The sequence below is a fragment of the Brevundimonas sp. Root1279 genome (assembly GCF_001425945.1).
In the GTDB taxonomy this organism is placed as follows: Bacteria; Pseudomonadota; Alphaproteobacteria; order Caulobacterales; family Caulobacteraceae; genus Brevundimonas.
This window is the reverse complement of the sequence record NZ_LMEB01000005.1, coordinates 165,216-187,341: the sequence shown is the minus strand read 5'-3', so window position 1 is coordinate 187,341 and position 22,126 is coordinate 165,216. Positions and strand designations below refer to the sequence as shown.

Annotated in this window: 20 protein-coding genes; 19 read left to right on the top strand and 1 reads right to left on the bottom strand. The window is 66.8% G+C overall.

The features are described 5' to 3' along the window. Nucleotides 1–223 precede the first annotated feature (223 nt). Nucleotides 224–1,552 carry a cystathionine gamma-synthase family protein gene (locus ASC65_RS06825; protein WP_056450917.1) on the bottom strand — a complete coding sequence of 443 codons (1,329 nt, stop codon included), beginning with the start codon at nucleotides 1,550–1,552 and terminating at the stop codon, nucleotides 224–226. Between the two features lie 325 nt (nucleotides 1,553–1,877). On the opposite strand from ASC65_RS06825, the gene gmd reads away from it, so the two are divergent. The 19 genes from gmd to neuB all read left to right on the top strand — a co-directional run bounded on the left by gmd (nucleotide 1,878) and on the right by neuB (nucleotide 22,124). Continuing rightward, a complete protein-coding gene (gene gmd / locus ASC65_RS06820; RefSeq protein WP_056450914.1) occupies nucleotides 1,878–2,993 on the top strand; it encodes a GDP-mannose 4,6-dehydratase in 1,116 nt (371 codons plus the stop codon). Between the two features lie 2 nt (nucleotides 2,994–2,995). Then, the gene (locus ASC65_RS06815; RefSeq protein ID WP_056450912.1) at nucleotides 2,996–3,475 is read left to right on the top strand and encodes a dTDP-4-dehydrorhamnose 3,5-epimerase family protein; all 480 of its coding nucleotides are present in this window, start codon (nucleotides 2,996–2,998) and stop codon (nucleotides 3,473–3,475) included. Further along, nucleotides 3,475–4,275, top strand: a complete 801-nt coding sequence (locus ASC65_RS06810) for a glycosyltransferase family 2 protein (protein ID WP_056450909.1) — start codon at nucleotides 3,475–3,477, stop codon at nucleotides 4,273–4,275. The genes ASC65_RS06815 and ASC65_RS06810 overlap by 1 nt, the downstream gene beginning before the upstream one ends. Then, complete coding sequence (locus ASC65_RS06805; protein ID WP_056450906.1) at nucleotides 4,272–5,021, top strand: acylneuraminate cytidylyltransferase family protein; 750 nt, start codon at nucleotides 4,272–4,274, stop codon at nucleotides 5,019–5,021. The genes ASC65_RS06810 and ASC65_RS06805 overlap by 4 nt, the downstream gene beginning before the upstream one ends. Further along, nucleotides 5,018–6,199 (top strand): N-acetyl sugar amidotransferase, encoded by a 1,182-nt coding sequence (locus tag ASC65_RS06800; protein ID WP_200939800.1) that lies wholly within the window; start codon nucleotides 5,018–5,020, stop codon nucleotides 6,197–6,199. Before ASC65_RS06805 ends, ASC65_RS06800 begins: the two co-directional genes overlap by 4 nt. A gap of 13 nt (nucleotides 6,200–6,212) precedes the next feature. Further along, complete coding sequence (gene hisH / locus ASC65_RS06795; protein ID WP_056450904.1) at nucleotides 6,213–6,839, top strand: imidazole glycerol phosphate synthase subunit HisH; 627 nt, start codon at nucleotides 6,213–6,215, stop codon at nucleotides 6,837–6,839. Further along, entirely contained in the window at nucleotides 6,833–7,609 is a 777-nt protein-coding gene (gene hisF, locus ASC65_RS06790; RefSeq protein WP_056450901.1) for an imidazole glycerol phosphate synthase subunit HisF, read from the top strand. The genes hisH and hisF overlap by 7 nt, the downstream gene beginning before the upstream one ends. Then, nucleotides 7,606–8,529: a sterol desaturase family protein gene (locus tag ASC65_RS06785; RefSeq protein ID WP_056450898.1), complete on the top strand. Its 924-nt coding sequence runs from the start codon at nucleotides 7,606–7,608 to the stop codon at nucleotides 8,527–8,529. Before hisF ends, ASC65_RS06785 begins: the two co-directional genes overlap by 4 nt. Continuing rightward, nucleotides 8,526–9,188 (top strand): hypothetical protein, encoded by a 663-nt coding sequence (locus tag ASC65_RS06780; RefSeq protein ID WP_056450895.1) that lies wholly within the window; start codon nucleotides 8,526–8,528, stop codon nucleotides 9,186–9,188. Before ASC65_RS06785 ends, ASC65_RS06780 begins: the two co-directional genes overlap by 4 nt. Nucleotides 9,189–9,199: 11 nt before the next feature. Next, a complete protein-coding gene (locus ASC65_RS06775) occupies nucleotides 9,200–10,597 on the top strand; it encodes a glutamate-1-semialdehyde 2,1-aminomutase (protein WP_056450892.1) in 1,398 nt (465 codons plus the stop codon). After that, nucleotides 10,597–11,409 carry an SDR family oxidoreductase gene (locus tag ASC65_RS06770; RefSeq protein ID WP_056450889.1) on the top strand — a complete coding sequence of 271 codons (813 nt, stop codon included), beginning with the start codon at nucleotides 10,597–10,599 and terminating at the stop codon, nucleotides 11,407–11,409. The genes ASC65_RS06775 and ASC65_RS06770 overlap by 1 nt, the downstream gene beginning before the upstream one ends. Next, nucleotides 11,406–12,644 (top strand): lipopolysaccharide biosynthesis protein, encoded by a 1,239-nt coding sequence (locus ASC65_RS06765; protein ID WP_056450886.1) that lies wholly within the window; start codon nucleotides 11,406–11,408, stop codon nucleotides 12,642–12,644. The genes ASC65_RS06770 and ASC65_RS06765 overlap by 4 nt, the downstream gene beginning before the upstream one ends. Next, complete coding sequence (locus ASC65_RS06760; protein WP_056450883.1) at nucleotides 12,641–14,080, top strand: capsular polysaccharide export protein, LipB/KpsS family; 1,440 nt, start codon at nucleotides 12,641–12,643, stop codon at nucleotides 14,078–14,080. The genes ASC65_RS06765 and ASC65_RS06760 overlap by 4 nt, the downstream gene beginning before the upstream one ends. Before the next feature lie 11 nt (nucleotides 14,081–14,091). Continuing rightward, nucleotides 14,092–15,483: an SDR family NAD(P)-dependent oxidoreductase gene (locus ASC65_RS06755; protein WP_056450880.1), complete on the top strand. Its 1,392-nt coding sequence runs from the start codon at nucleotides 14,092–14,094 to the stop codon at nucleotides 15,481–15,483. A gap of 145 nt (nucleotides 15,484–15,628) precedes the next feature. Then, nucleotides 15,629–16,726: a hypothetical protein gene (locus tag ASC65_RS06750; protein ID WP_056450877.1), complete on the top strand. Its 1,098-nt coding sequence runs from the start codon at nucleotides 15,629–15,631 to the stop codon at nucleotides 16,724–16,726. 53 nt (nucleotides 16,727–16,779) lie between these two features. Continuing rightward, on the top strand, nucleotides 16,780–18,117 hold the full coding sequence (locus ASC65_RS06745) for an oligosaccharide repeat unit polymerase (RefSeq protein WP_082525914.1): 1,338 nt from the start codon (nucleotides 16,780–16,782) through the stop codon (nucleotides 18,115–18,117). Then, nucleotides 18,114–20,129: an acyltransferase family protein gene (locus ASC65_RS06740; protein WP_056450870.1), complete on the top strand. Its 2,016-nt coding sequence runs from the start codon at nucleotides 18,114–18,116 to the stop codon at nucleotides 20,127–20,129. The genes ASC65_RS06745 and ASC65_RS06740 overlap by 4 nt, the downstream gene beginning before the upstream one ends. Then, the gene (locus tag ASC65_RS06735; protein ID WP_056450867.1) at nucleotides 20,119–21,045 is read left to right on the top strand and encodes an NAD-dependent epimerase/dehydratase family protein; all 927 of its coding nucleotides are present in this window, start codon (nucleotides 20,119–20,121) and stop codon (nucleotides 21,043–21,045) included. Before ASC65_RS06740 ends, ASC65_RS06735 begins: the two co-directional genes overlap by 11 nt. Nucleotides 21,046–21,092: 47 nt before the next feature. After that, on the top strand, nucleotides 21,093–22,124 hold the full coding sequence (neuB, locus tag ASC65_RS06730; RefSeq protein ID WP_056450864.1) for an N-acetylneuraminate synthase: 1,032 nt from the start codon (nucleotides 21,093–21,095) through the stop codon (nucleotides 22,122–22,124). Nucleotides 22,125–22,126: the final 2 nt, after the last annotated feature.

Sequence of the window (22,126 nt, the reverse complement as noted above, 5' to 3'; positions counted from 1 at the left end):
GAAGCGGCGATCCGGGACGCTTCAGCGCGCAAGCTATCCTCCCGGAAGCGGCGTCAGCAGCTATCCGGGAGACAGGTCGTGCGGCGATCACCCGTCTCCCGGACAATCGCGCCGCGATTTCCGGGAGCCCGGCCGAGGAGGCGCACCCCGTCCCGGATCGCCGCTTCGCGGCGTCCGGGATGACAAGGTGCAACGCCGGGACCGCGAGGAATGTCGATTGGCCCTAGATCGCCTCCAGCGCCTGAACCAGATCGGCGTAGAGGTCGTCGACGTTCTCGATGCCGACCGACAGACGAACCAGGTTGTCGCCGATGCCGCACTGGATTTTGGCCTCCGGGCTGTAGTCCGAGTGGGTGGTGCTGGACGGGTGCGACACCAGGCTCTCGGTGCCGCCCAGCGACACCGCCAGCTTGAACAGCTGCAGGGCGTTGAGCATGCGGAAGGCCTCGGCCTCGCCGCCCTTGAGGCGGAGCGAGAAGGTCGAGCCGGCGCCGGTGCACTGGCGCGCGAAGATGGCCTGCTGTGCGGGCGAGCTCTCGGCCCCGCCGGCGTCAAGGACCTCCAGAATTTTCGGATGACCGCGCAGACGGCGGACCAGCTCCATGGCGTTGGACTGCGATCGCTCCATGCGGATGTGCAGGGTCTCGAGGCTGCGCATCAACAGCCAGGCGGTGTGGGGATCGGTGATCGTCCCGCAGATGGTGCGCATCTCGGCGACACGGGCCATCAGGTCGGCGCGGCCCATGCACGCCCCTGCGATCAGGTCCGAGTGGCCGCCGACGTATTTGGTCAGCGAATAGAGGACCAGATCCGCCCCGTGCTGGAGAGGATTCTGCCACAGCGGGCCGAGGAAGGTGTTGTCGACCAACAGCGCTGGAGCTTCGGCCTGTTCGAGCGCCTTGATAGCGGCGGAAGTCGCCTCAAGGTCGATCAGTTTGTTGGTCGGATTGGCGGGAGTTTCGACATAGACGGCGGCCAGGCGGCCGCCCTTGCGCTTGGCAAGATACGCAGCGTTTTCGATCACGTCGGCCAGAGCCGCACCCGGCTCTTCTGCGAGGCTGATCGGCGTGAAGTTTGTGCGCGGCGGGATGACGTCGGCGACGCTGACCGTCGTAACGCCCATGCGCGGCAGGATGCGGTCGAACAGATACTCGGTGCCGCCATAGGCCGGGGCCGTGTAGACGACCACGTCATTGGGCCGGCTCAGCGCCAGGATGGTGGTCGAGATGGCCGCCATGCCGCTGGAGAAGACCAGGGCCTTGTCCGCCCCGTCCCACACCGCCAGCCGGTCCTCGAGGATCTCGAGATTGGGATTGTTGATGCGGGAGTAGATGAGGCCGAGCGCCTCTTCCGGATCCTTTTCGCGCAGGCCGTAGGCCACTTCGAAGAAGCGCTTGCCGTCCTCGGCCGAGCGGAAGACGAAGGTGGAGGTCTGGAAGATCGGGGCCTTGATGGAGCCCTCGGAGAGGGCCGGATCATAGCCGTAGCCCATCATCAGGGTTTCGGGGGCAAGCGAACGATCGCCGATGGTGCGGCTGCGGTGACGACTCATACTGGGAAAGCTCCGTGGACCCGCGCTCGTAACCGGGTGGAGAGCCGTCGTCACCTGATCGCCGATCAGTGAATGATCACACCGGAAATCCCTCGTACCGCAGAAGAAAAATGCCGAGTCGGCGGACGTCGGGCGCCGCTCACATACCGCCGACTGTGGCTCAAGCGTCACCATTGCTGGCCATCGTCACAATTCGCGCCTAGACAAGCGTAGCCGTTGGATCGCCGTCGCGGGCGGCGCGTTCATGCGCGGCATTGCCCGATACCGGGGGATCCGGGCTGCGCGTCCTCGCGCCCTGCGCCCTCCGCCCTGCCTGGAAGGCCTGATGACGAAGAAGACTGCGCTGATTACCGGGATCACGGGCCAGGACGGTTCGTATCTGGCGGAATTCCTTCTGGAAAAGGGCTACGACGTCCACGGCATCAAGCGCCGATCTTCGCTATTCAACACCGAACGGGTCGACCACATCTATCAGGACCTGCACGACGGGGACGTGCGCTTCCAGATGCATTTCGGCGACCTGACCGACACCTCCAACCTGGTGCGCATCATCCAGGAGGTTCAGCCGGACGAGATCTACAACCTCGGCGCCCAGAGCCATGTGGCGGTCAGCTTCGAGACGCCGGAGTACACCGCCGACGTCGACGCGCTGGGCACCCTGCGGCTGCTGGAGGCGATCCGCCTGCTGAAGCTGGAGAAGAAGACCAAATTCTACCAGGCCTCGACGTCCGAGCTGTACGGCCAGGTGCAGGCGCCGATCCAGTCGGAGACGACGCCCTTCTATCCGCGCAGCCCCTACGCCGTGGCCAAGATGTTCGCCTACTGGATCTGCGTGAACTACCGCGAGGCCTACGGAATCTTCGCCTGCAACGGCATCCTGTTCAATCACGAGAGCGAGCGGCGCGGCGAGACCTTCGTCACCCGCAAGATCACCCGCGGCCTGGGCGAAATCGCCCAGGGGCTGAGCGACTGCCTCTACCTGGGCAACATGGACGCCCTGCGCGACTGGGGCCACGCCAAGGACTACGTCCGCATGCAGTGGCTGATGCTGCAGCAGGACACGCCGGAAGACTTCGTCATCGCCACCGGCAAACAGTACAGCGTGCGCCAGTTCGTCGAAGTCTCGGCGGCGCGCATCGGCGTGACCCTGCGCTGGGAGGGCTCGGGCGTCGACGAGATCGGCATCGTCGAGAGCATCGACCAGGCCCATGCGGTGAGCCGCTGCCCGGCCATCTCCGAGGGCCAGGTGATCGTTCGGGTCGACCCGCGCTACTTCCGCCCGACCGAGGTGGAGACCCTGCTGGGCGATCCGTCGAAGGCCAAGGCCAAGCTGGGCTGGGAGCCGGAGATCAGCTTCGAGGAGATGGTCGACGAGATGATGGAGGCCGACCTGCTGGCCGCCCGGAAGGCGCTGCTGCTCAAGAACGCCGACTGGAGCTGACGGTGGTTGATCCCTTCGTTCGCCTCGACCGCAAGGCCCACCGGCGCGAGGACAACCGCGGCTGGCTGGAAGTCCTCTACGAGAGCGACGCCATGGTGCTGAAGCGGTCGTTCTCGAAACAGGGCGTCTTCCGCGGCCTGCACGTTCAGCGCGGCGCCTCGCCCCAGACCAAGATGATCCGCGTCGTCGAGGGTTCGATCGTCGACGTCGTGGTGTCGATGGAGGATCCGTCGCGGGAGCTGAAGACGGCCACCCTGACCCCGGCTGACGGCTGGGTGCGGATCGGAGCCGAGTACGCCCACGGCTTCTACGCCCTGCAAGACACTGTCTTTGAATATGTTTGCGACGGCGGCTACGATGAGGCTTCGGAGGAGGCGTATTCGATCGCCGATCGCCTGCCGGCGCTGCTGGGGGTCCAGACGGTGATCCTTTCGGACAAGGACCGCGCGGCGCCGCCGCTGACAGCGGCCGGAGCAGAGTGATGACCAAGCTTTCCCTGATCACCGCCAGCTACAACAGCGCCCGCACCATCGCCGACACCCTCAAGTCGGTGAACGCCCAGACCTATCCGGACATCGAGTACCTGGTCGTCGACGGCGGCTCCAAGGACGACACGATGGCGATCGTGGCGCGCGAGGGTCAACGGGTGACCTCGGCGGTGTCGGAGCCCGACAAGGGCATCTACGACGCCTACAACAAGGGCCTGGCGCGGGCGACGGGCGAGGTCATCGGCTTCATCAACTCGGACGACTACTACTGCAGCCCCGAGGCCATCGCCGAGGTCATGGCGGCCTTTGACGCCGACCCCGAGCTGGAAGCGGTGCATGGGGACCTGGTCTATGTGGACCCGGTCGACACCACCAAGATCGAGCGCCACTGGAAGGGCCGGCCGTCGACGGTCGAGAACCTGCGCCGCGGCTTCATCCCGGCCCACCCGACCCTGTTCCTGCGCCGCAGCGCCTACGACAAGATCGGCCAGTTCGACACCAACTACCGGCTGGCGGCCGACTACGACTTCATGCTGCGGGCCTTCTATGTGCACCGGATCAAGTCGCTCTACATCCCGAGCATCTGGGTGCGGATGCGCTCGGGCGGCGCGACCGGCGGCACCACCGCCAGCATCCTCAAGCAGAACGACGAGATCCGGGCGTCGCAGGCGGCGCACGGGCTGAACTATCCCAAGGCCCTGTTCTTCGCCCACAAGGTGCTGGACCGCTCGGTGCAGCGCGCCCGCGCGCCCTTCGTGAAGGCCCCCGACATCGCGGGAACGGGCGGAAAATGATCGACGGCAAGCGGGTCCTGGCGATCGTTCCGGCGCGGAAGGGCTCCAAGGGCCTGCCGCAGAAGAACGTCCGGCCGCTGGCGGGCAAGCCCCTGCTGGCCTGGCCGATCGCGGCCGCGCGCGCCTCGGCCCATGTCGACCGGGTGATCATCTCGACGGACGATCAAGCCTTCGCCGATCTGGCGGTCGAGCACGGCGCCGACGCGCCGTTCCTGCGGCCGGCCGAATTGGCCAGCGACACGGCGCCGTCGATCGGCTTCATCCTGCATGCGGTCGAGACCCTGGCCGAGGCGGGCGACGTCTATGACTATGTCGTCCTGCTGGAGCCGACCTCGCCCCTGACCGAGGGCTCGGACGTGGACGCCGCGCTGGAGCAGCTGGTCGCCGGCGACGCCGACGCCATCGTCGGCGTGTCCAAGCTGGAAGCGACCCATCCGGCCTTCGCCGTGCGCAAGGCCGACGACGGCGGCATCACGCCGTACGCGGCGGCCAGCTTCGGCGAGATGCCGCGCCGTCAGGACATCGAGCCGCTGTTCGTGCTGGACGGCACCCTCTACGCCTCGACCGTCGAGGCGCTGAAGCGCGAGCGCGGCTTCTGCCATGCGCGGACGCTGGGCTATGAGACGGCGCGCCACAAGGCGCACGAAGTCGACGACCTGGTCGACTTCATCTGCATCGAGGCGATAGCCTCGAACCTCGACACCATCCTGAACGAAGGCCGGACCTCCCCGTCCGGCGCGGAATGACCATGCGCAAATGCACCCGATGCCTGACCCCCGAGACGGTCGACACCATCACCTATGATGAGGAAGGCGTCTGCTCGGTCTGCCGGCAGGTCGAATTCAAGCAGGACAAGATCGACTGGGCCGACCGCCAGCGCCAGCTCGACGAGATCGTCGCCCAGCACAAGGGCAAGGGCCTGTACGACTGCATCGTCCCCTATTCGGGCGGCAAGGACTCGGTCTTCCAGCTCTACTACATCATCAAGGTGCTGAAGCTTAAGCCGCTGGTGGTGCGCTACAACCACTGGGGCTACCGGCCCAAGGTCGACGAGCTGAACACCTCGGTGTTCAAGCAACTGGGCTGCGACGTGGTCGAGTTCACGCCGAACTTCCACGTCGTGCGCGAGTTGATGCTGGAGAGCTTCAAGCGCCGCGGCGACTTCTGCTGGCACTGCCACACCGGCATCTATTCCGGCGTCATGCACATGGCGGTGCGCTTCGAAGTGCCGCTGCTGTTCTGGGGCGAGAGCACGGCCGAGTACCACAGCTGGTACACCTTCGAGGAGATGGAGGAGGTCGACGAGAAGCGCTTCAACCGGCTGATGAACCAGGGGATCACCGCCGACGACATGTACGAATTCCTGCAGGGGCGCGTGGAGCGCCGCGACCTGTGGATGTTCGACTATCCGAAGCGCAAGGACCTGATCAAACTCAAGGTCCAGTCGATCTGCCTGGGCAACTACATCGAGTGGGACACCAAGGCGAACGTGGCCCTCATCGAGAAAGAGCTTGGCTGGAAGGGCCAGGAGGTCGAGGGCGTGCCGCCCGAGTACGACTACGAGAAGATCGAGTGCACCTTCCAGGGCATGCGCGACTATTCGAAATACGTGAAGCGCGGCTACGGCCGGGCCAACCACCTGCTGTCGATCGACATCCGCAACGGCCGCAAGACGCGCGAAGAGGCGCTGGAGATCGAAGCCCAGTACGACGGCAAGCGCCCGGCCTCGATGGACTGGTTCCTGGAGCAGATCCAGATGACCGAGGACGAGTTCTACAAATACCTGGAGCCGCACCAGGTCCATCCGTGGAAGTTCGACCGCAAGAACCTGGAGACCGGGCCGGTGCTGCCCGACTTCGACAAGTGGGACCGCACCGACCTGAGCCACATCCCCGTCGGTCCGCCCAAGACCCCGGCCGAATAAGGGAGGCCGCCCGATGACCATCGCCATCATCGACTACGGCATGGGCAACGTCCGCTCGCTGATGAACGCCTTCGAGTACATCGGCGAGGACGCGGTGGTGACCGACGACTTCGACGCGCTGGAGGCGGCCGACCGGCTGGTCCTGCCCGGCGTCGGCGCCTTCGGGGACGCCATGATCGCCATCGGCGACCGCGGCCTGCGCCCCGTGCTGGACCGGCTCGCCCTGGAGGTGAAGAAGCCGGTGCTGGGCGTCTGCCTGGGCATGCAGCTGTTCGCGAAGAAGAGCTTCGAGCACGGCGAACACGAGGGCCTCGGCTGGATCGACGCCGAGATCCGCCCGATGCAGGTGCAGCGCCCGGCCAAGGTGCCGCACGTCGGCTGGAACGCGGTCGAGTTCGCCGCCGACGAATGGCTGTTCAAGGGCCTGCCGTCGGGCGAGAGCGACTACTATTTCGTCCACTCCTTCCACATGGCCTGCAAGGACGCGACGGACGTCGCGGGGACCTGCGACCACGGCGGCCCGTTCACGGCGGCGGTGCGACGCGGCAATCTGGTGGCGACCCAGTTCCACCCCGAGAAGAGCCAGGACAACGGCCTGCAGCTTCTCCAAAATTGGCTGGCGCACGACTTCGCATGCTGAAAAAGCGGATCATCCCGAAATTCCTGATCCGCGGCGGCCGTCTGGTGAAGATGCGCCGGTTCGTCGACGACCAACGCGAGGCGGGCAACCCGGTCTCGACCGCCAAGGTCTATGACTCCTACGGCGTCGACGAGCTGATCTTCGTCGACATCGACGCCTCGGCCGAGGGCCGCGTCGTGAAGGGCGACATCATCGAGCGGGTGGCCGAGGAGGTCTTCGTGCCCCTGACGGCCGGCGGCGGCGTGACGACCCTGGCCCAGATCGAAAGCCTGCTGAAGAGCGGCGCCGACAAGGTCAGCATCAACGCGGCGGCCATCGACGACCCCGACTTCATCACCCAGGCGGCCAACCGCTTCGGCGACCAGTGCATCGTCGTCTCGGTCGACTACAAGGCCGACGAGTTCGGGCGCAAGAAGGTCTTCGGCCACGGCGGCTCGCGCCAGACCCCCCACGACCCGGTCGAGTTCGCCCAGCGCATGCAGGACCTGCACGCCGGCGAGATTCTGATGACCTCGATCGACCGCGACGGGATGATGAACGGCTACGATCTGGAGCTGATCTCGGACCTGTCCAACAAGCTGTCGATCCCATTGATCGCCTCGTCGGGCGCGGGGTCGCTGGCCGACTGCAAGGCGGCCTTCGACGCCGGCGCCTCGGCCATCACCATCTCGTCGATGTTCATCTTCACCGACCACAGCCCGATCAAGGTGCGCACCTATCTGGCCACCAACGGCGTGCACGTGCGCAACCAGAAGGGCAGCCGGTCTTGAGCGGCCTGCTGTCGCTGCGGCCGTCGCACCTGCTCGCCGACCCGGCGGGCAGCGCCATGGTCGTTGTCGACAGCGTGGTGCGCAACGTCACGGCCGAGGCCTGGTTCTACGGCCAGTTCATCGCCGCCATCGCCCTCGGCCTGACCATCGACCTGCTGCGCCGCCGCGACCTGAAGGCGCGCTACTTCAGCAAGAGCGTGCGGCTGGACGCCTTCTACGGCCTGCTTGAGTTCGCTCATCTGGTGACCTTCACCCTCATGCTGCCGATCGGACTGGCGATCAGCCATGCGCTACAGCGTTGGGCGCCATGGCTGGAGATCGAGGCCCTCGCGCAACTGCCGATCTGGATCCAGCTGTTGATCGTCTTCGTGGTCACCGACTTCTGGGTCTATTGGTGGCACCGGCTGCAGCATGAGAGCCGGTCGGTCTGGCAGTTCCACAAGACCCACCATTCTCAGATCCATCTCAACGTCATGACCACGTTCCGGGCGACGATCCTCGACCGTATCGTGGTGTTGGCCGTCCTCGCCGTCCCCGCCGCCGTGATGAAGGTCGACGCCGCCTATCCGGTGGCCATCGCCGCCGTGCTGCAGTTCCACCAGCTGATCATCCACTCGGACTCGGGCTGGTCGTTCGGGCCGCTGGACCGGATCTTCGTCTCGCCGTCCTTCCACGAGGTGCACCACTCCTCGCTGGAGCCGCACCTGGACAAGAACTACGGCGGCGTCCTGTCGGTCTGGGACCACCTGTTCGGCACCTATGCCCCACGCGGCGAGCGCGAACTGGAGTACGGTCTGGTCGGCGAGCGCCTGCCCGAGGCCTTCCTCAAGCAGCAGCTCGTGCCGATCGTCGGCCTGTGGCGGCTGTGGTTCGCCAAGGCCCCGATCGTCGACTCCGTCGCAGGGGAGTCCGCCGCATGAGCCGCGTCCGCTCCAGCCTCGACGCCCGCGGTCTGGCGGCCTACGCCGCGAACCAGTGCAACCACATGTTTCCCGACCGCGAGCCGCTGTCCGCCGACGGCCTGGCCCCGGCCGTCCACGTCGCGCTCGAGCGGCTGGAGCACTGCTTCAGCCACGTCGACAACAAATATTTCTTCGATGGCGAGCAGGCCGTCTTCAACCACCTGCATGGCGACCAGTACGCCATGTGGCTGTACCTGCTGTCGAACGAGCTGTTCCGGCAGGGCGGCCCGGCCGGGGCCTGCTCCAAGCTGTTCCTGCTGAACAAGGCGCTGCACGGGGTGGACGCCTTCTATGAAGTCGAACTGCCCAGCGTCTTCCTGCTCGTGCATCCGCTCGGGACCGTCCTGGGACGCGGGAACTATTCGGACTTCTTCGTCGCCTACCAGCGCTGCGGCGTCGGGTCGAACAACGACGTCTATCCGACCTTCGGCAAGCACGTGACCCTGCGGCCCGGCAGCGCCGTCCTGGGCGCCTGCACCATCGGCGACCATTGCCAGATCGCCACGGAGTCGCTGGTCCTCGACCGCGACCTGCCGGACCACACCCTCTACATAGGCGGCCCCAAGACCGCGACGCTGAAACGCCAGGACAAGCCCTACCCGCTGTGGCGGGTTTGAGGACCCTCCCCATGACCACCGAGCCGATCATTCCGACCAACGAGGAAGCCGACTTCGCGGAACTGCGCGCGCGTCTGCACCGGGCCATCCCCGGCGGGGCGCACACCTATTCGCGCGGCGACGACCAGTTCCCCTCGATCGCCCCGCCGGTGCTGAGCCGCGGCAAGGGCGCCTATGTCTGGGACACCCACGGCAACCGCTACCTCGACTACGGCATGGCGCTGCGGGCGGTGACACTGGGCTATGCCGACGAGCGGGTGAACGCCGCCGCCATCCGCCAGATCGACAACGGCGTGAACCTGACCCGCGCCACCGAGATCGAGCTGGAGGCCGCCGAGCTGATCTGCGACCTGCTGCCCTGCGCCGAGATGGTCAAATTCGGCAAGAACGGCTCCAACGTCACCACCGCGGCGGTGAAGATCGCCCGCGCCTACACCGGCCGTCGCTACGTCTGCGTGCCGCGCCAGCATCCGTTCTTCTCGTTCGACGACTGGTTCATCGGCGTCACCGCCATCAAGCGCGGCACGCTGGAGGACCATGCGGCGACGACCCTGGTGTTCGACTACAACGACATCGGCTCGCTGACGGCGCTGTTCGACCAGTATCCCGACCAGATCGCCGCGGTGATGCTGGAGCCCTCGACCCACATCTGGCCGAACGACGCTGACGGCCGCCCCGGCCAGCCGCCCGAGCCGGGCGCGCCCGCGGCCCACTACGCCGGCGGCTTCCTGCATCAGGTCCGCGATCTGGCGCACGCCAACGGCGCCCTGTTCATCCTCGACGAGATGATCACCGGCTTCCGCTGGAACCTGCGCGGGGCGCAGGCCGTGTTCGGCATCGAGGCGGACCTGGCCACCTACGGCAAGGCCATGGCCAACGGCTTCTCGCTGGCGGCCGTGGTCGGCAAGCGCGAGTACATGTCGGTCGGCTCGATCGACACGCCGGGGATGGAGCGGACCTTCCTGCTGTCCTCGACCCACGGCGCCGAGATGCCGGCGCTGGGGGCCTTCGTCGAGGCGACCCGGATCAACGCCGCCGAGGACGTGCCGGCGCACCTGTGGGCCTACGGCGCCAAGCTGAAGGCGGGCCTCGCCGAGGTCGCGGGGCGTCACGGCCTGGCGGATCATGTGTTCATGGAGGGCCCGGCCGTCGCCCTGAACTACGTCACCCGCGACGCCTCGGGCGCGCCGTCCCTGCCGATGCGCACCCTGTTCGCCCAGGAGATGCTGAAGCGCGGCGTGATGATGCCGTGGCTGGCGATCTCGCAGGCCCATGGCGAGACCGAACTGGCGATGACGCTCGACGCCTTCGACGGCGCCCTGGGCGTCTACAAGCAGGCGCTGGACGCCGGGGTCGAGACCCAGCTGAACGGTCCGGCCATCAAGCCCGTGTTCCGGACCCACAACTGATGACGTCGAACCCCCTTGGCGCGCCCGCCCGACTGGACGGCCAGGTCGCCCTGGTGACCGGCGGGGCCGGCATCCTCGGACGCGTCTTCTGCCGCGCCCTGGTCGAGGCCGGGGCGCAGGTGGCCGTGGTCGACCTGCTGGAGGACGCCGCGATCGAGGCCGCCGCCGAGATCGGCGAGGCCGCCGCCGGCTTCGGCTGCGACGTCTCGGACCCGGCCTCGGTGCAGGCCGCGGTCGACGCCGTCATGGCCCGCTTCGGCCGCATCGACGTGCTGGTCAACAACGCCGCCACCAAGACCTCGGACGTGCGCGCCTTCTTCGAGCCGTTCGAGACCTACAGCCTGGACACCTGGCGCGAGGTCATGGGCGTCAACATCGACGGCATGTTCCTGATGGCCCAGGCGGTCGGCCGCGAGATGCTCAAGGCCGGCTCGGGCCGCATCGTCCAGACCGCCTCGATCTACGGCCTGGTCGGCCCCGACGACCGCATCTACGAGGGCTCGGACTACCTCGGCGGGGCGATCAACACCCCGGCCGTCTATTCCGCCTCCAAGGCGGCGGTGGTCGGCCTGACCAAATGGCTGGCGACGCACTGGGCCTCGAAGGGCATCCGCGTGAACTGCCTGGTTCCCGGCGGCGTCGGCAGCGGCCAGAACGGCGCCTTCAGCGAGAAATACTCGGCTCGCACGCCCATGGGCCGCATGGCCCGGGCCGAGGAGATGGCCCCGCCGCTGCTGTTCCTGGCCAGCGAGGCCTCGTCCTATGTCACCGGCCAGGTGCTGGCCGTCGACGGCGGCTGGACCGCCTGGTGACCGGTCAAGGCGTCCGCGACCTCTATCTCGTCGTCGTCAAGCTGATCGACGTCGCCGCGCGCGCGGGATTCATCCTGACCGCCACCTATGGGCTGGCCATCGCCCAGGCGGGGCAGTTCGGCCTGATCGCCACCCTGGTCGGCCTGTTCGCCTTCGCCTTCAATTTCGAGCGCCAGGTCGACATCCAGCGCCGCGCCGCCGGCGAGCCGCATCCGGTGTTCGACCGCTACGTCACACAGGCGCTGAAATTCTTCCTGTTCAACTGGACCTTTATGGTCCCGCTATTCGTGCTGGCCGTAGCCCTGTGGGCCCAGCCTGGCTGGTGGATCCTCGCCCTCGGCGTGGTCGTCGTGCTGGGCGAGCACCTGTCGAACCAGGCCTATCAGTACGCCCTGATCAACCACCGCTACTATCCGATGCTGGTGGTGGTGGCGGCCAAGAACAGCCTGCTGGCGCTGATCGTCCTGTACCGCGCCCTGTTCGCCCGGGACGGCTTCGACCTGTTGTTCGTAATGGAGCTATGGGCCATCGGCTCGGTGGTCTGCACGCTCGGTCTTGGCGTCATGTTCGTGCGCCTGAACGCCGCCCTGCCCAAGTCCACGGGCTTCCATTTCGGCGACGACATCCTGAGCCAGCACAAGGCGTCCCTGACCCATTTCCTCATCGGCCTGATCGCCATCCTGATCCTGCAGTTCGACCGGCTGGCGGTCGGGGGGCTGATGAGTTTCGAGGCCACCGGCCAGTATTTCCGGCACACTCTGCTGGTGTCCTTCGCCTACCAGGCCTTCAACATCGCCTCCTTCAACCGCATCACCCCGGCCATCTTCACCGAGGCCAAGCGCGAGGGCGTGCCCTTCCTGCGCCGCCGCGTGCTGCGCGAGTATCTGAAGACCCTGGTCGGGGCGCCCCTGTTGTTTCTCCTCGCCTGGGGCGCGGACCGGCTGACCGGCGGCGAATGGACCGAGCGCTTCCAGCTCAGCCTGCTGCTGATGGGTCTGCTGGTGATCGGCTTCATGGTCCGCGCGGCCGCCGACTTCCACGCCCTGATCCTCAACGCCCGCCATGACGAGCGCCACATCCTGACCTCGCAAGGCGCCGCCTTCGCCGTCGGCGCCGCCTTGCTGGTGCTGCTGACCTGGCGGTACGGAGTATACGGCGCCGCTTGCGCCACCATCGCCACCTCCGCCCTCTACCTGGTCCTGGTCAGCCGGGCGGTCCGAAGACTCGAAGCATGACCTCAGCCCTGATCTACGCCATCCACCGCACCCACGACTGGTGGCGCCATGTCGGCCAGAACCTGGGCTTTGACCAGGTGACGGTGTTGACCGACCGGCGCGGCGAAGGCGACCGCTGGATCACCGACGCCTATTACGCCGCCTACCGCGCCCGGCTGAAGGCGCGCGACGCGGCCTCGAGCCTGCTGACCGCCGAGGAAGTGGCCGACGTCATCGCCCGCTGCCGCGTGCTGCGCTGGCTGGCGATCCGCCAGTCGACCGCCATGGTCCTGGCCATGGCCGACGCCATGGACGCCCAGCTGGAGGCGGCCCGGCCCGACTATGTGATCAGCTTCCCGATCGACAACTACAACCAGGACGTCCTGGCCCGGCTCAGCCGCAAGCGCGGCCTGCCCTATTTCGAGGTCACGGCCAGCGCCCTGCCCGAGATGTGCATGCTGATGCACCGGGGGAAGCTGATCACCTCGGACAGGCCGCCCCTGCCGCTGGAGGTCGAGGCCAAGATTCACGAGATCGCCGACCCGCTGTTCACCCCCGCCTATGTCCAGGGCCAGGCCGCCTACACCCGCAGCCGCTTCCTCAAGACGCTGGGCTATTTCCGCATCCGCGCCGCCTTCTTCAAACTGTACTCCTGGATCCGTCGCGACCGGCTGAACACCCACTATCTCGACGCCCAGCCGGTGCTCGGCCACAAGCCCCGCTGGCGCGACGTGCGCGTCACCGAGATGGTCGAATACGACTGGGATCAGAAACTCGCCGCCTTCCCCGACGAGCGCCGCGTGCTGTTCGGCCTGCAGCTCTTCCCCGAGGCGGCGATCGATTACTGGGTCGATGATCTGGCCCTGCTGCGCCACGAGGACATGCTGGTCGAGATCGCGCGGCGCCTGACGACGGCCGGCTATCAGGTCGTGGTCAAGGACCACCCGCTGCAGTTCGGCTTCCGCCAGACCGGCCTGCTGGACCGGCTGAAGGCCTTCGAGAACGTGGTCGTCGTCCCCTATGAGGTCAGCGGCAACGCCCTGCTGGCCCGCTGCGGCGTCAACGTCACCGCCACCGGCACCCTGGGCCTGCAGGCCGGGCTGCTGGGACGCCAGTCGGTGACCTGCGAGGCCTATTACGCCACCGAGGGCGACTTCGTGGTGCTGAAGCGCTGGGCCGACCTTGAGACCCTGGCGGTCGAACTGGTCCGCCACGGCGGGCCCGCCTCGCTGCACGATCGCCAGGCGCGGATCGTCACCCAGCTGCTGCGCGGCAGCTTCGCCGCCGACTTCTTCTCCTTCCGCGGCTTTGACCCCAAGGCCCCCAACCCCGCCGCCGCCGAGCTCGGCAAGCGGCTGGGGGAGCGGCTGCGCGCGCTCGGCCCCGAAGGCGAGAACTGGCACGGCCGCCACCTGCCCCCGGGCGGCGGCGCCCACCCCGGTTCGCCCCTGAACTAAGCGGAGCCCCCATGACCCGCCGGACCTTCACTGAAGCCGACCAGCTGGCGTTCGCGGCCCTGTCCGGCGACTTCAACCCGCTGCATGTCGACCCGGTGCGGGCGCGGCGGCTGATGTTCGGCGCCTGCGCCGTGCACGGCGTCCACACCCTGCTGTGGGCGCTCGACCAGTGGGCCGCGGCCGGCGAGGGGCCGATCGTCCTGCACGCGCTGAAGGCCACCTTCGCCCGTCCCCTGCGCGTCGACCGCCCGGTCGAAATGGCGGTGCGCAAGGACGACGGCCGCAAGGTGCGGCTGCTGGCGACCTCCGGCGACGACACCATCGCCCGCATCGATTTCGAATGGTCGGCCGGCCACGCCCTGGAAGGGGAGATCGAGCCGCGCGCCTTCGCGCCGGCCGCTCCGATCGAGCACGCGACCTATGACGCCCTGTCCGGCGTCCTGCCGCTGGCGCTCGACCCCGCCCTGGCGAGCCGGCTTCTGCCCCATCTCGCCGACCGTCTGGCGTCCGGCCAGCTGGCTTCCATCCTGGCGCTGACCCGGCTGGTCGGCATGGAGGCGCCCGGTCTGCACTCGGTCTTCTCGGAACTCGACCTGGCCTTCGCTGAAGCCCCCGCCGGGCGGATCGACTGGCGCGTCGAACAGGCCGACCCGCGCTTCGGCCTGCTCGTGCTCGATGTCGCCTCGGCGGTCCTGTCCGGCGAGGTCCGCGCCTTCATCCGCCCCGCCCCGCGCGGGCAATTGGCCTACGCCGAAGCCGCCGCCCTCGTGGCGCCGGGCGAGTTCGCCGGTCAGCGCGCCCTGGTCATCGGCGGCTCGCGCGGGCTCGGCGAGGTCTGCGCCAAGCTGCTCGCCGCCGGCGGGGCTGACGTCCTGCTCACCTACGCCCGGGGCGAGGCGGACGCCCGCGCCCTGGCCGACGAGATCAGCGCCGCCGGCGGGATCGTCTCCATCGCCCCCTTCGACGTGCTCGATCCCGGCTCCGAGGCGGGCCAGGCGCTCGCCGCCCGGGCCCCGGACCGGCTCTACTATTTCGCCACCCCCTTCATCGCCACGGGACCCAAGGGCGGCTTCTCGCGCCCGCTGTTCGAGCAGTTCTGCGCCGTCTACGTCGCCGGCCTGGCCGACGCCGCCGCCCTTCTCGCTCCGTCGCTGAAAGCCGTGTTCAGCCCCTCCAGCGTCTTCGTCGAAGACGGCCCCGACGTGCTGGTCGAGTACGCGACCGCCAAGGCCGCTGCCGAGGCCCTGTGCGCCTCACTCGCCCGCCACCGCGGCCTGAAGGTCGCCTGGCCGCGCCTGCCCAAGCTCGACACCGACCAGACGGCGGCGCTGGGCGAGGCCCGCGAAGCCGATCCGGCGCCGGTCCTGCTCGAGGCGCTGCGCGCCTTTCACGCAGCCGGTTGAACACCGCCAAGGCCCCGGTTTGCTTGACCATTCCGTGGCGATTTCGCTACTGATCAGGGGATTTCGCCTCCCTGACGGAAATGCCCGGAACCCGTTTCCCGGCTTGCCGTTGCGGGCTCGGGCGCAGGTTTGAGGGATCCGAGACATGGCCGCTGCCGGCTATCTGACCGTCGAACCGGAGAACGGGGTCACTCCCGTCTCGCCGATCGGCTGGACGCCGTCCCTGGTCGACTATGAGAACCACGCCGCCTACCGCGACCTGGTCGCCCGCCCGTCGCTGAAGACCCGGCTGGAAGCAACCGGCATCTTCGCCGCCAGCATGGCCAAGCTGCTGCTCAAGCGCGCCGTCAAATACGAGTTCATCCCCTTCGACGTCCGCACCGACCGCTCGCCCGGCGGCCGCCTGCGCTTCGCCGGCGCGGCGCTGCAGAACCTGGTCAGCGGCGACGCCCGCGCCCGCAAGCTGACCGCCGCCGAGGCCGACGCCGGCAAGATGGTCCAGCACGGCATCCACGTCGTGACCATGCCGTCAGACCGGTTCGAGGCCCTCGACGCCGCCGCCCGCCCCGAGTTCGACCGCCTCGCCGCCCGCCGCGGCAAGTCCAATGGGCGCCGCGCCTTCGAGGAATCCCGCGGCCAGGCCAGCCGCGCCGCCCAGCACGAGTTGTTCGAGGCCATCGAGGCCACCCTGCGCGAGGCCGGCGTCTTCGCCGTCGCCTCGGCCTACCTGGGCCGCCGCGCGGGCCTGATCGACGTCAATCCGCAGATCAACGACGTCAGCGACACCTTCTGGCGCGACATCTTCCCGGACGCCGAGCTGAAGACGCTGCCGCCGACCGCCTACTGCCACCGCGACGCCTCGGGCGGCGACCTCAAGGCGATCATCTACATGACCGACGTCGACGCCCGTACGGGGCCGTTCTCATATGTCGTCGGCTCCAACCGGATGCGCATCAAGCGGCTCGACGACCTGATCTGCGAAGCCAACGATTCCAACGGCCTGGCCGGCACAGACGCCCAGGCCCGGGCCCGCTTCGCCGCCCTTCCCGGCAAGCTCCGCCAGAAGGGCGCCTTCGGCAACGACCTGACCCCGGACTCCCCCCTCGGCCGCGAGATCGGCCAAGGCCTCTGGGCCGTCACCGCCGCCCGCGGCTCGATCGTCCTGTTCGACACCAAGGGCATCCACCGCGGCGGCATGGTCGAATCCGGCGAGCGCCGTGTCATAACCTGCGTAATCGGATGACGGCGCGCGTGCACGCGACCGCCCGGAATGAAGCCTAAGGACGAATAACTGGCATGAAATTTCATCCGGCTGTGTTGATGTTGCTTGTCTGGACAGGCTGCATCATCGCGTTCTTCGTGTTGCCGTTCAGGCTCGAGAACCGGGTGATGACCCTTTACGGATTCATGATCCTTGTGCTGTTCATCGCGACCTATTGCGCAGGAGCCTTGGTGGCGGCGCGACCGCAACCTCAACGACCTCGGCCACCAGGGGCGCGAGTAGATTTCCGACTCACAGACCAGATCCTTATGATCGCCGGGATCATCGCGATCTTCGCGGCAGTGATGGATATCCAGGGACGAAACATCCTCGACCTTGCCGATGCCTATCAGGTTCGATCGGATCGCGCTGGCGCGTTGCTCGCAGGCAGCCAATCCGACAGCACTATCTGGTTCCAACTCGCATTTCTGACGTACCCCGCAGGCTATGTGTATCTCGTACGGGAAGTGGCCTACAGGTCCCGGCCGGTCTGGTGGCGAGCCGCAGCTTTCGGCTTGGCTCCAGTCGTAATCACCTCGCTAGCGATGGGGGGACGGGCCCCCCTGTTCTACGCGCTTCTGATGATCGTCTTCGGCTTCGCCCTGAGGCGGCAGCTTTTCCCGGTCCGTCCTTCGCCGCGAGCGGCGCGTGCTCGCTCCCGTCGTCCGTTCAAACTCGGAACTTCGGCGAAGGTAGGCATCGCCGCACTCGGCGGGATCATGCTGCTCTATTTTGTCCAGGTCTTCTTCGCCCGCGCTGATGTCGCGGGCGGCGTCGAAGGCATGTTCGGCGTGGCCAGCACCTCATGGGGTGTGAACTTCAACGGGCGGTTTTCCAACGTCTTCTTCGCGCTGCTCGGGCCCGACGGAACCTATCTGGTGTTCGTCTTCGTGTGGTACCTGGTGCAGGGGCTGGTGATGTCCAATGCGATCTTCACAGACTACAACGGTTCGATGATGCTCGGTTCCTATGGCGTAGACTTGGTCGCCGCCGCCACACGCCGCATCAATGGACAGTTCATTGCGGACGGATACGCCGTTCTTCTACGGATGAACACTTACGGATTCCTGCCGTCGGCGTTCGGGTCATTATATGTCGATTTTCGATTCTTCGGCCTGATACCCTGCTTCCTTTGGGGATGGCTCAGCGGGAAGGTTTACGCCAATGTCAAAAGAGGCATGGATGATCGCTGGATGCTCCTTGTGCCGTTCGTGACAGTTGGCATCTTCTTTAGCTTGATCAACACCCCTATCGGCTTTTCGAATGGCTTCGTGACTCACGTCTGGATGATCGTTGCTTTCTTGGCCGCCAAGGTTCAGCGGGCATCCTTCCCGCCAATGCCGCAGGGCGCGATGCGACTCTCTGCGCGATGAAGATCAGCGAGGGGGGATACCGGCCCGAAGTTGACGGGCTGCGGGCCGTTGCTGTCGTTTCGGTGATATTGTTCCACACCGGACTGGGCATCGCGACTGGAGGCTACGTTGGCGTAGACATCTTCTTTGTTATCAGCGGATACCTGATTTCCGCGATTATTCTGCGGGAGATCAACCAGGGATCATTTTCGTTTCTTGGTTTTTATGAGCGTCGAATTCGAAGAATATTCCCGGCCCTGTTCGTCACACTGATTGCGACATCCGTTGCCTCTTGGATTATTCTGCCTCCAGATCAACTTCAGACCTACGCCCAGAGCCTGGTCGCCACCACAGGCTTTGCTTCAAACATCTTCTTCTGGCTTAAGAGCGGGTACTTCGGCGGCGATGCCGAACTCTATCCGTTGCTTCACATGTGGAGCCTGTCAGTCGAAGAACAGTACTACATCGCGTTTCCGTTCCTAGCGATCGTTGCGGGATGGGGGCGCCGGTGGCTTCTCGACGCCCTGATGGCCGCGGCACTTCTGGGATCATTCTGGCTATGCGTCGACTATGCGCCCAGAGAACAGATGATGGCGTTCTTCCTCACCCCTATGCGGGCGTGGGAACTCCTGTTTGGCGTATTCGTCGCGATTCATGAGGTCTCGTGGCGACGGGCCATTATGCGCATACGCTTCGCGAAACCGGCGCTCGAACTGATCGCCGCGGCTCTCATTGCGCTACCGATTTGGTTCTACGACAGCACGACCCTTTTTCCGGGCTGGAGCGCGGTTCCGCCGGTCCTGGGCACGGCACTGCTCATACTACTTGCCACTCCAACCTCGATGACCGGACGGATACTGGCCAGTCGACCCTTCGTGTTCGTCGGCCTGCTGTCCTACAGCGCCTACCTCTGGCACCAGCCGCTGTTCTCGCTTTCCCGAATGCAAGGCTTCGCTGAACACGGTTGGCCCGCGTACGCCGTGCTCATCTTGGCGACCTTCGCGCTAGCCTGGTTTTCGCTGAAGTGCGTAGAAACGCCTTTTCGAAACAGACAAAGATTCTCTCGGCTCCAGATCTATTCCCTTTTCCTCATCGGCTCCGCGCTCTTGATTGCCGCTGGCATGGCCGGCCATGTGAACAAGGGCTTTCCCGATCGCTTCAGTGAACGCACGCTTGCCGTCGCAGCAACCGGTGCGCCCAGCCCCCTGCGTGATGAATGCCACGTGGAGGGTGTGGACGCCCGAGGGCCGGACGGGGCCTGTCGCTACTTCGTGAAGGAACGTGTGCATTGGGCGGTCTTTGGGGACAGCCATGGCGTCGAGATCGCCTATGCACTGGCCGAACGCCTTCAGACCAAGCAAGAAGGGGTGCTGCACTTGACGTTCAGTGGCTGCCAAGCGGCCCTGACTTTCGAGTCGGATAACCCGGGATGCACGGCTTGGCTGAACAAGGCCGTAGAGTACCTTGAGCGGGACACCGAGATCACGAATGTGATCCTAGTTTTCCGTCACAGCTATTATCTTTATGGGGACCAGACGAAAACTTTCCCGAAGACGCCGACGGCACGACCCAACTTCCTGCTGGATTTACCGCCTGACGAAGCACGCCAGCGCTACGTCGCGAGCCTAGAACGGATCGTTGAGCGGCTTACGGCCTCAGGCAAGCAGGTCTACCTCGTTGCCCCGATCCCAGATCTCCCGACCCACGTCGAGCGCTACACGTTCACCGGCAACCCCAATGATTCAGACCGCATAACAGGGACCACGATTGAGTTTTACCGCGAGCGCAACGCGTTCATCCTTCCCGTTCTGCAGCGTCTGGCGCGCATGCCCAGGGTCTCTCTTCTAGACCCGAGCCAAGCCGTTTGTAGCACGAAAGGGTGCGCTTCCCTGATCGATGGAAAATCAATGTACTTCGACGACAACCACTTCAGCATCGAAGGTGCGCGTCGATTCCTTTCCGTCGAAAATGACCGCGGGGCACTGGCGCTCCCACCGATGCAATCCGCCGCGGTACAGTCAGTTGCCCCCTGAAAAAATCTTCGTCACGGGCGCGTCCGGCTTCCTCGGCCGGGCTGTGGTCGGGCGTCTGGCGGCGGGGGGGCGCTCCGTCCGCGCCGCCGCGCGCCGCGACGCCGGCGGTTGGCCCTTGGGCGTTGAGGCCGTGGGCTCGCCCGATCTTGCCGCGGGAGCGGACTGGTCTGCGGCGCTCGCGGGCGTGGACGCCGTGGTGCACTGCGCGGCGCGGGTGCATGTCCTCAAGGAGACGGCGGGGGATCCGCTGGCGGCGTTTCGGGCGGTGAATGTCGAGGGGACGCTGGCGTTGGCGCGACAAGCGGTCGCGGCGGGGGTGCGGCGGTTCGTGTTCGTGTCGAGCATCGGGGTGAACGGGGCCGAGACGCACGGGCGCGGGTTCCGGCATGACGATGCGCCGGCGCCGCACTCGCCCTATGCGGTGTCCAAATGGGAGGCCGAGCAGGGGCTTTGGGCGCTGGCGGCGGAGACCGGGCTCGAGGTGGTGGTGATTCGGCCGCCGCTGATCACCGGGCCGGAGCCGAAGGGCAATCTGGCGACGCTGGAGCGGATCCTGGCCAAAGGGCTGCCGCTGCCGTTCGGCCTGGCGGGCGGGAACCGGCGCGACCTGGTCTCGGTGGAGGTGTTGGCGGATCTGATCGACGTCGTCATCGACCACCCGGCGGCGGCGGGCGAGACCTTCCTGGTCAGCGACGGGCGGCCGGTGTCGACGCGGGCGCTGCTGGAGACGATGGCGGCGGCGCAGGGGCGACGACTGACGTTGCTGCCGGTTCCGACGGGGCTGCTGGCGGCTCCGCTGAAGCTGGCGGGCAAGGGGGCGATGGCCTCGCAGCTGTTCGGCGACCTGGAGGTCGACATCGAACACACGCGCGAAGTGCTCGGATGGGCTCCCAAGTCAGCGGTTTCAACTACCTGAGCCGCGCGGCTTGGGTTAGACCGGTCGGGCAGCCGGGAGGAGCCCATTTGAGCGTCTTCATCATCGCCGAAGCGGGCGTGAACCATAACGGCGACGCCGACCGGGCGTTGGCCATGGTCGATGCGGCGAAGGCGGCGGGGGCCGACGCGGTCAAGTTCCAGACCTTCTCGGCCGACAAGCTGGCCGCGCCGGGGGCGGAGAAGGCCGACTACCAGAAGCGCGAGACCGGCGAGGGCGGCCAGCACGAGATGCTGAAGGCGCTCGAGATGTCCGAGGACCTGCACCACCGGCTGATCGCGCGCTGCCGCGAGGTCGGGGTGGAGTTCATGTCGACCCCGTTCGACGAAGAGGCCGCCGACTTCCTGGTCGGCGCCGGCATGGCGCGGATCAAGGTTCCCTCGGGCGAGATCGTCAACCATCCCTTCCTGCGCCACCTGGCGGCGCTGGGTCGGCCGATGATCGTCTCGACAGGCATGGCGACGATGGACGAGATCACCGAGGCCGTGGCGGTCATCGCCGCGACGCGGGCGCAGCATGGCTTCAGGGAGCCGATGGCCGAGGCGGTGACCATCCTGCACTGCACCTCCAACTATCCGGCGGCTCCGTCGGACGTGAACCTGCGGGCCATGCGGACCATCGGCGAGGTCACCGGCCTGCCGGTCGGCTATTCGGATCACACCCTCGGACTGGCGGTGTCGACGGCGGCGGTGGGGCTGGGCGCGACGGTGATCGAGAAGCATTTCACGCTGGATCCGACCCTGCCCGGCCCGGACCACCGCGCCTCGCTGACGGTGCAGCAACTGACGGATCTGGTGGGCCAGATCCGCGACGTAGAGGCGGCGCTGGGCTCGGCGGTCAAGGCCCCGACCGAGGCGGAGCTGCCGGTGCGGGCGGTGGCGCGGCGGTCGGTGATGGCGCGCACCGCCCTGCCCGCCGGCCATGTGCTGAGCGCGGCCGACCTGATCCTGCTGCGCCCGGCCTCGGGCATCGCACCCAAGCATTTCGAGGAGCTGCCGGGCCGCGCGCTGAAGGCGCCGGTGGCGGCCGGCGAGCCCCTGACCTGGGAGCATCTGGCCTGAGC

Coding starts and splice junctions, on each gene's coding strand:
- ASC65_RS06825 (WP_056450917.1), bottom strand. CDS start 1,552: ATGAGTCGTCACCGCAGCCGCACCATCGGCGATCGTTCGCTTGCCCCC.
- gmd (WP_056450914.1), top strand. CDS start 1,878: ATGACGAAGAAGACTGCGCTGATTACCGGGATCACGGGCCAGGACGGT.
- ASC65_RS06810 (WP_056450909.1), top strand. CDS start 3,475: ATGACCAAGCTTTCCCTGATCACCGCCAGCTACAACAGCGCCCGCACC.
- ASC65_RS06805 (WP_056450906.1), top strand. CDS start 4,272: ATGATCGACGGCAAGCGGGTCCTGGCGATCGTTCCGGCGCGGAAGGGC.
- ASC65_RS06800 (WP_200939800.1), top strand. CDS start 5,018: ATGACCATGCGCAAATGCACCCGATGCCTGACCCCCGAGACGGTCGAC.
- hisH (WP_056450904.1), top strand. CDS start 6,213: ATGACCATCGCCATCATCGACTACGGCATGGGCAACGTCCGCTCGCTG.
- hisF (WP_056450901.1), top strand. CDS start 6,833: ATGCTGAAAAAGCGGATCATCCCGAAATTCCTGATCCGCGGCGGCCGT.
- ASC65_RS06780 (WP_056450895.1), top strand. CDS start 8,526: ATGAGCCGCGTCCGCTCCAGCCTCGACGCCCGCGGTCTGGCGGCCTAC.
- ASC65_RS06775 (WP_056450892.1), top strand. CDS start 9,200: ATGACCACCGAGCCGATCATTCCGACCAACGAGGAAGCCGACTTCGCG.
- ASC65_RS06770 (WP_056450889.1), top strand. CDS start 10,597: ATGACGTCGAACCCCCTTGGCGCGCCCGCCCGACTGGACGGCCAGGTC.
- ASC65_RS06760 (WP_056450883.1), top strand. CDS start 12,641: ATGACCTCAGCCCTGATCTACGCCATCCACCGCACCCACGACTGGTGG.
- ASC65_RS06755 (WP_056450880.1), top strand. CDS start 14,092: ATGACCCGCCGGACCTTCACTGAAGCCGACCAGCTGGCGTTCGCGGCC.
- ASC65_RS06750 (WP_056450877.1), top strand. CDS start 15,629: ATGGCCGCTGCCGGCTATCTGACCGTCGAACCGGAGAACGGGGTCACT.
- ASC65_RS06745 (WP_082525914.1), top strand. CDS start 16,780: ATGAAATTTCATCCGGCTGTGTTGATGTTGCTTGTCTGGACAGGCTGC.
- ASC65_RS06740 (WP_056450870.1), top strand. CDS start 18,114: ATGAAGATCAGCGAGGGGGGATACCGGCCCGAAGTTGACGGGCTGCGG.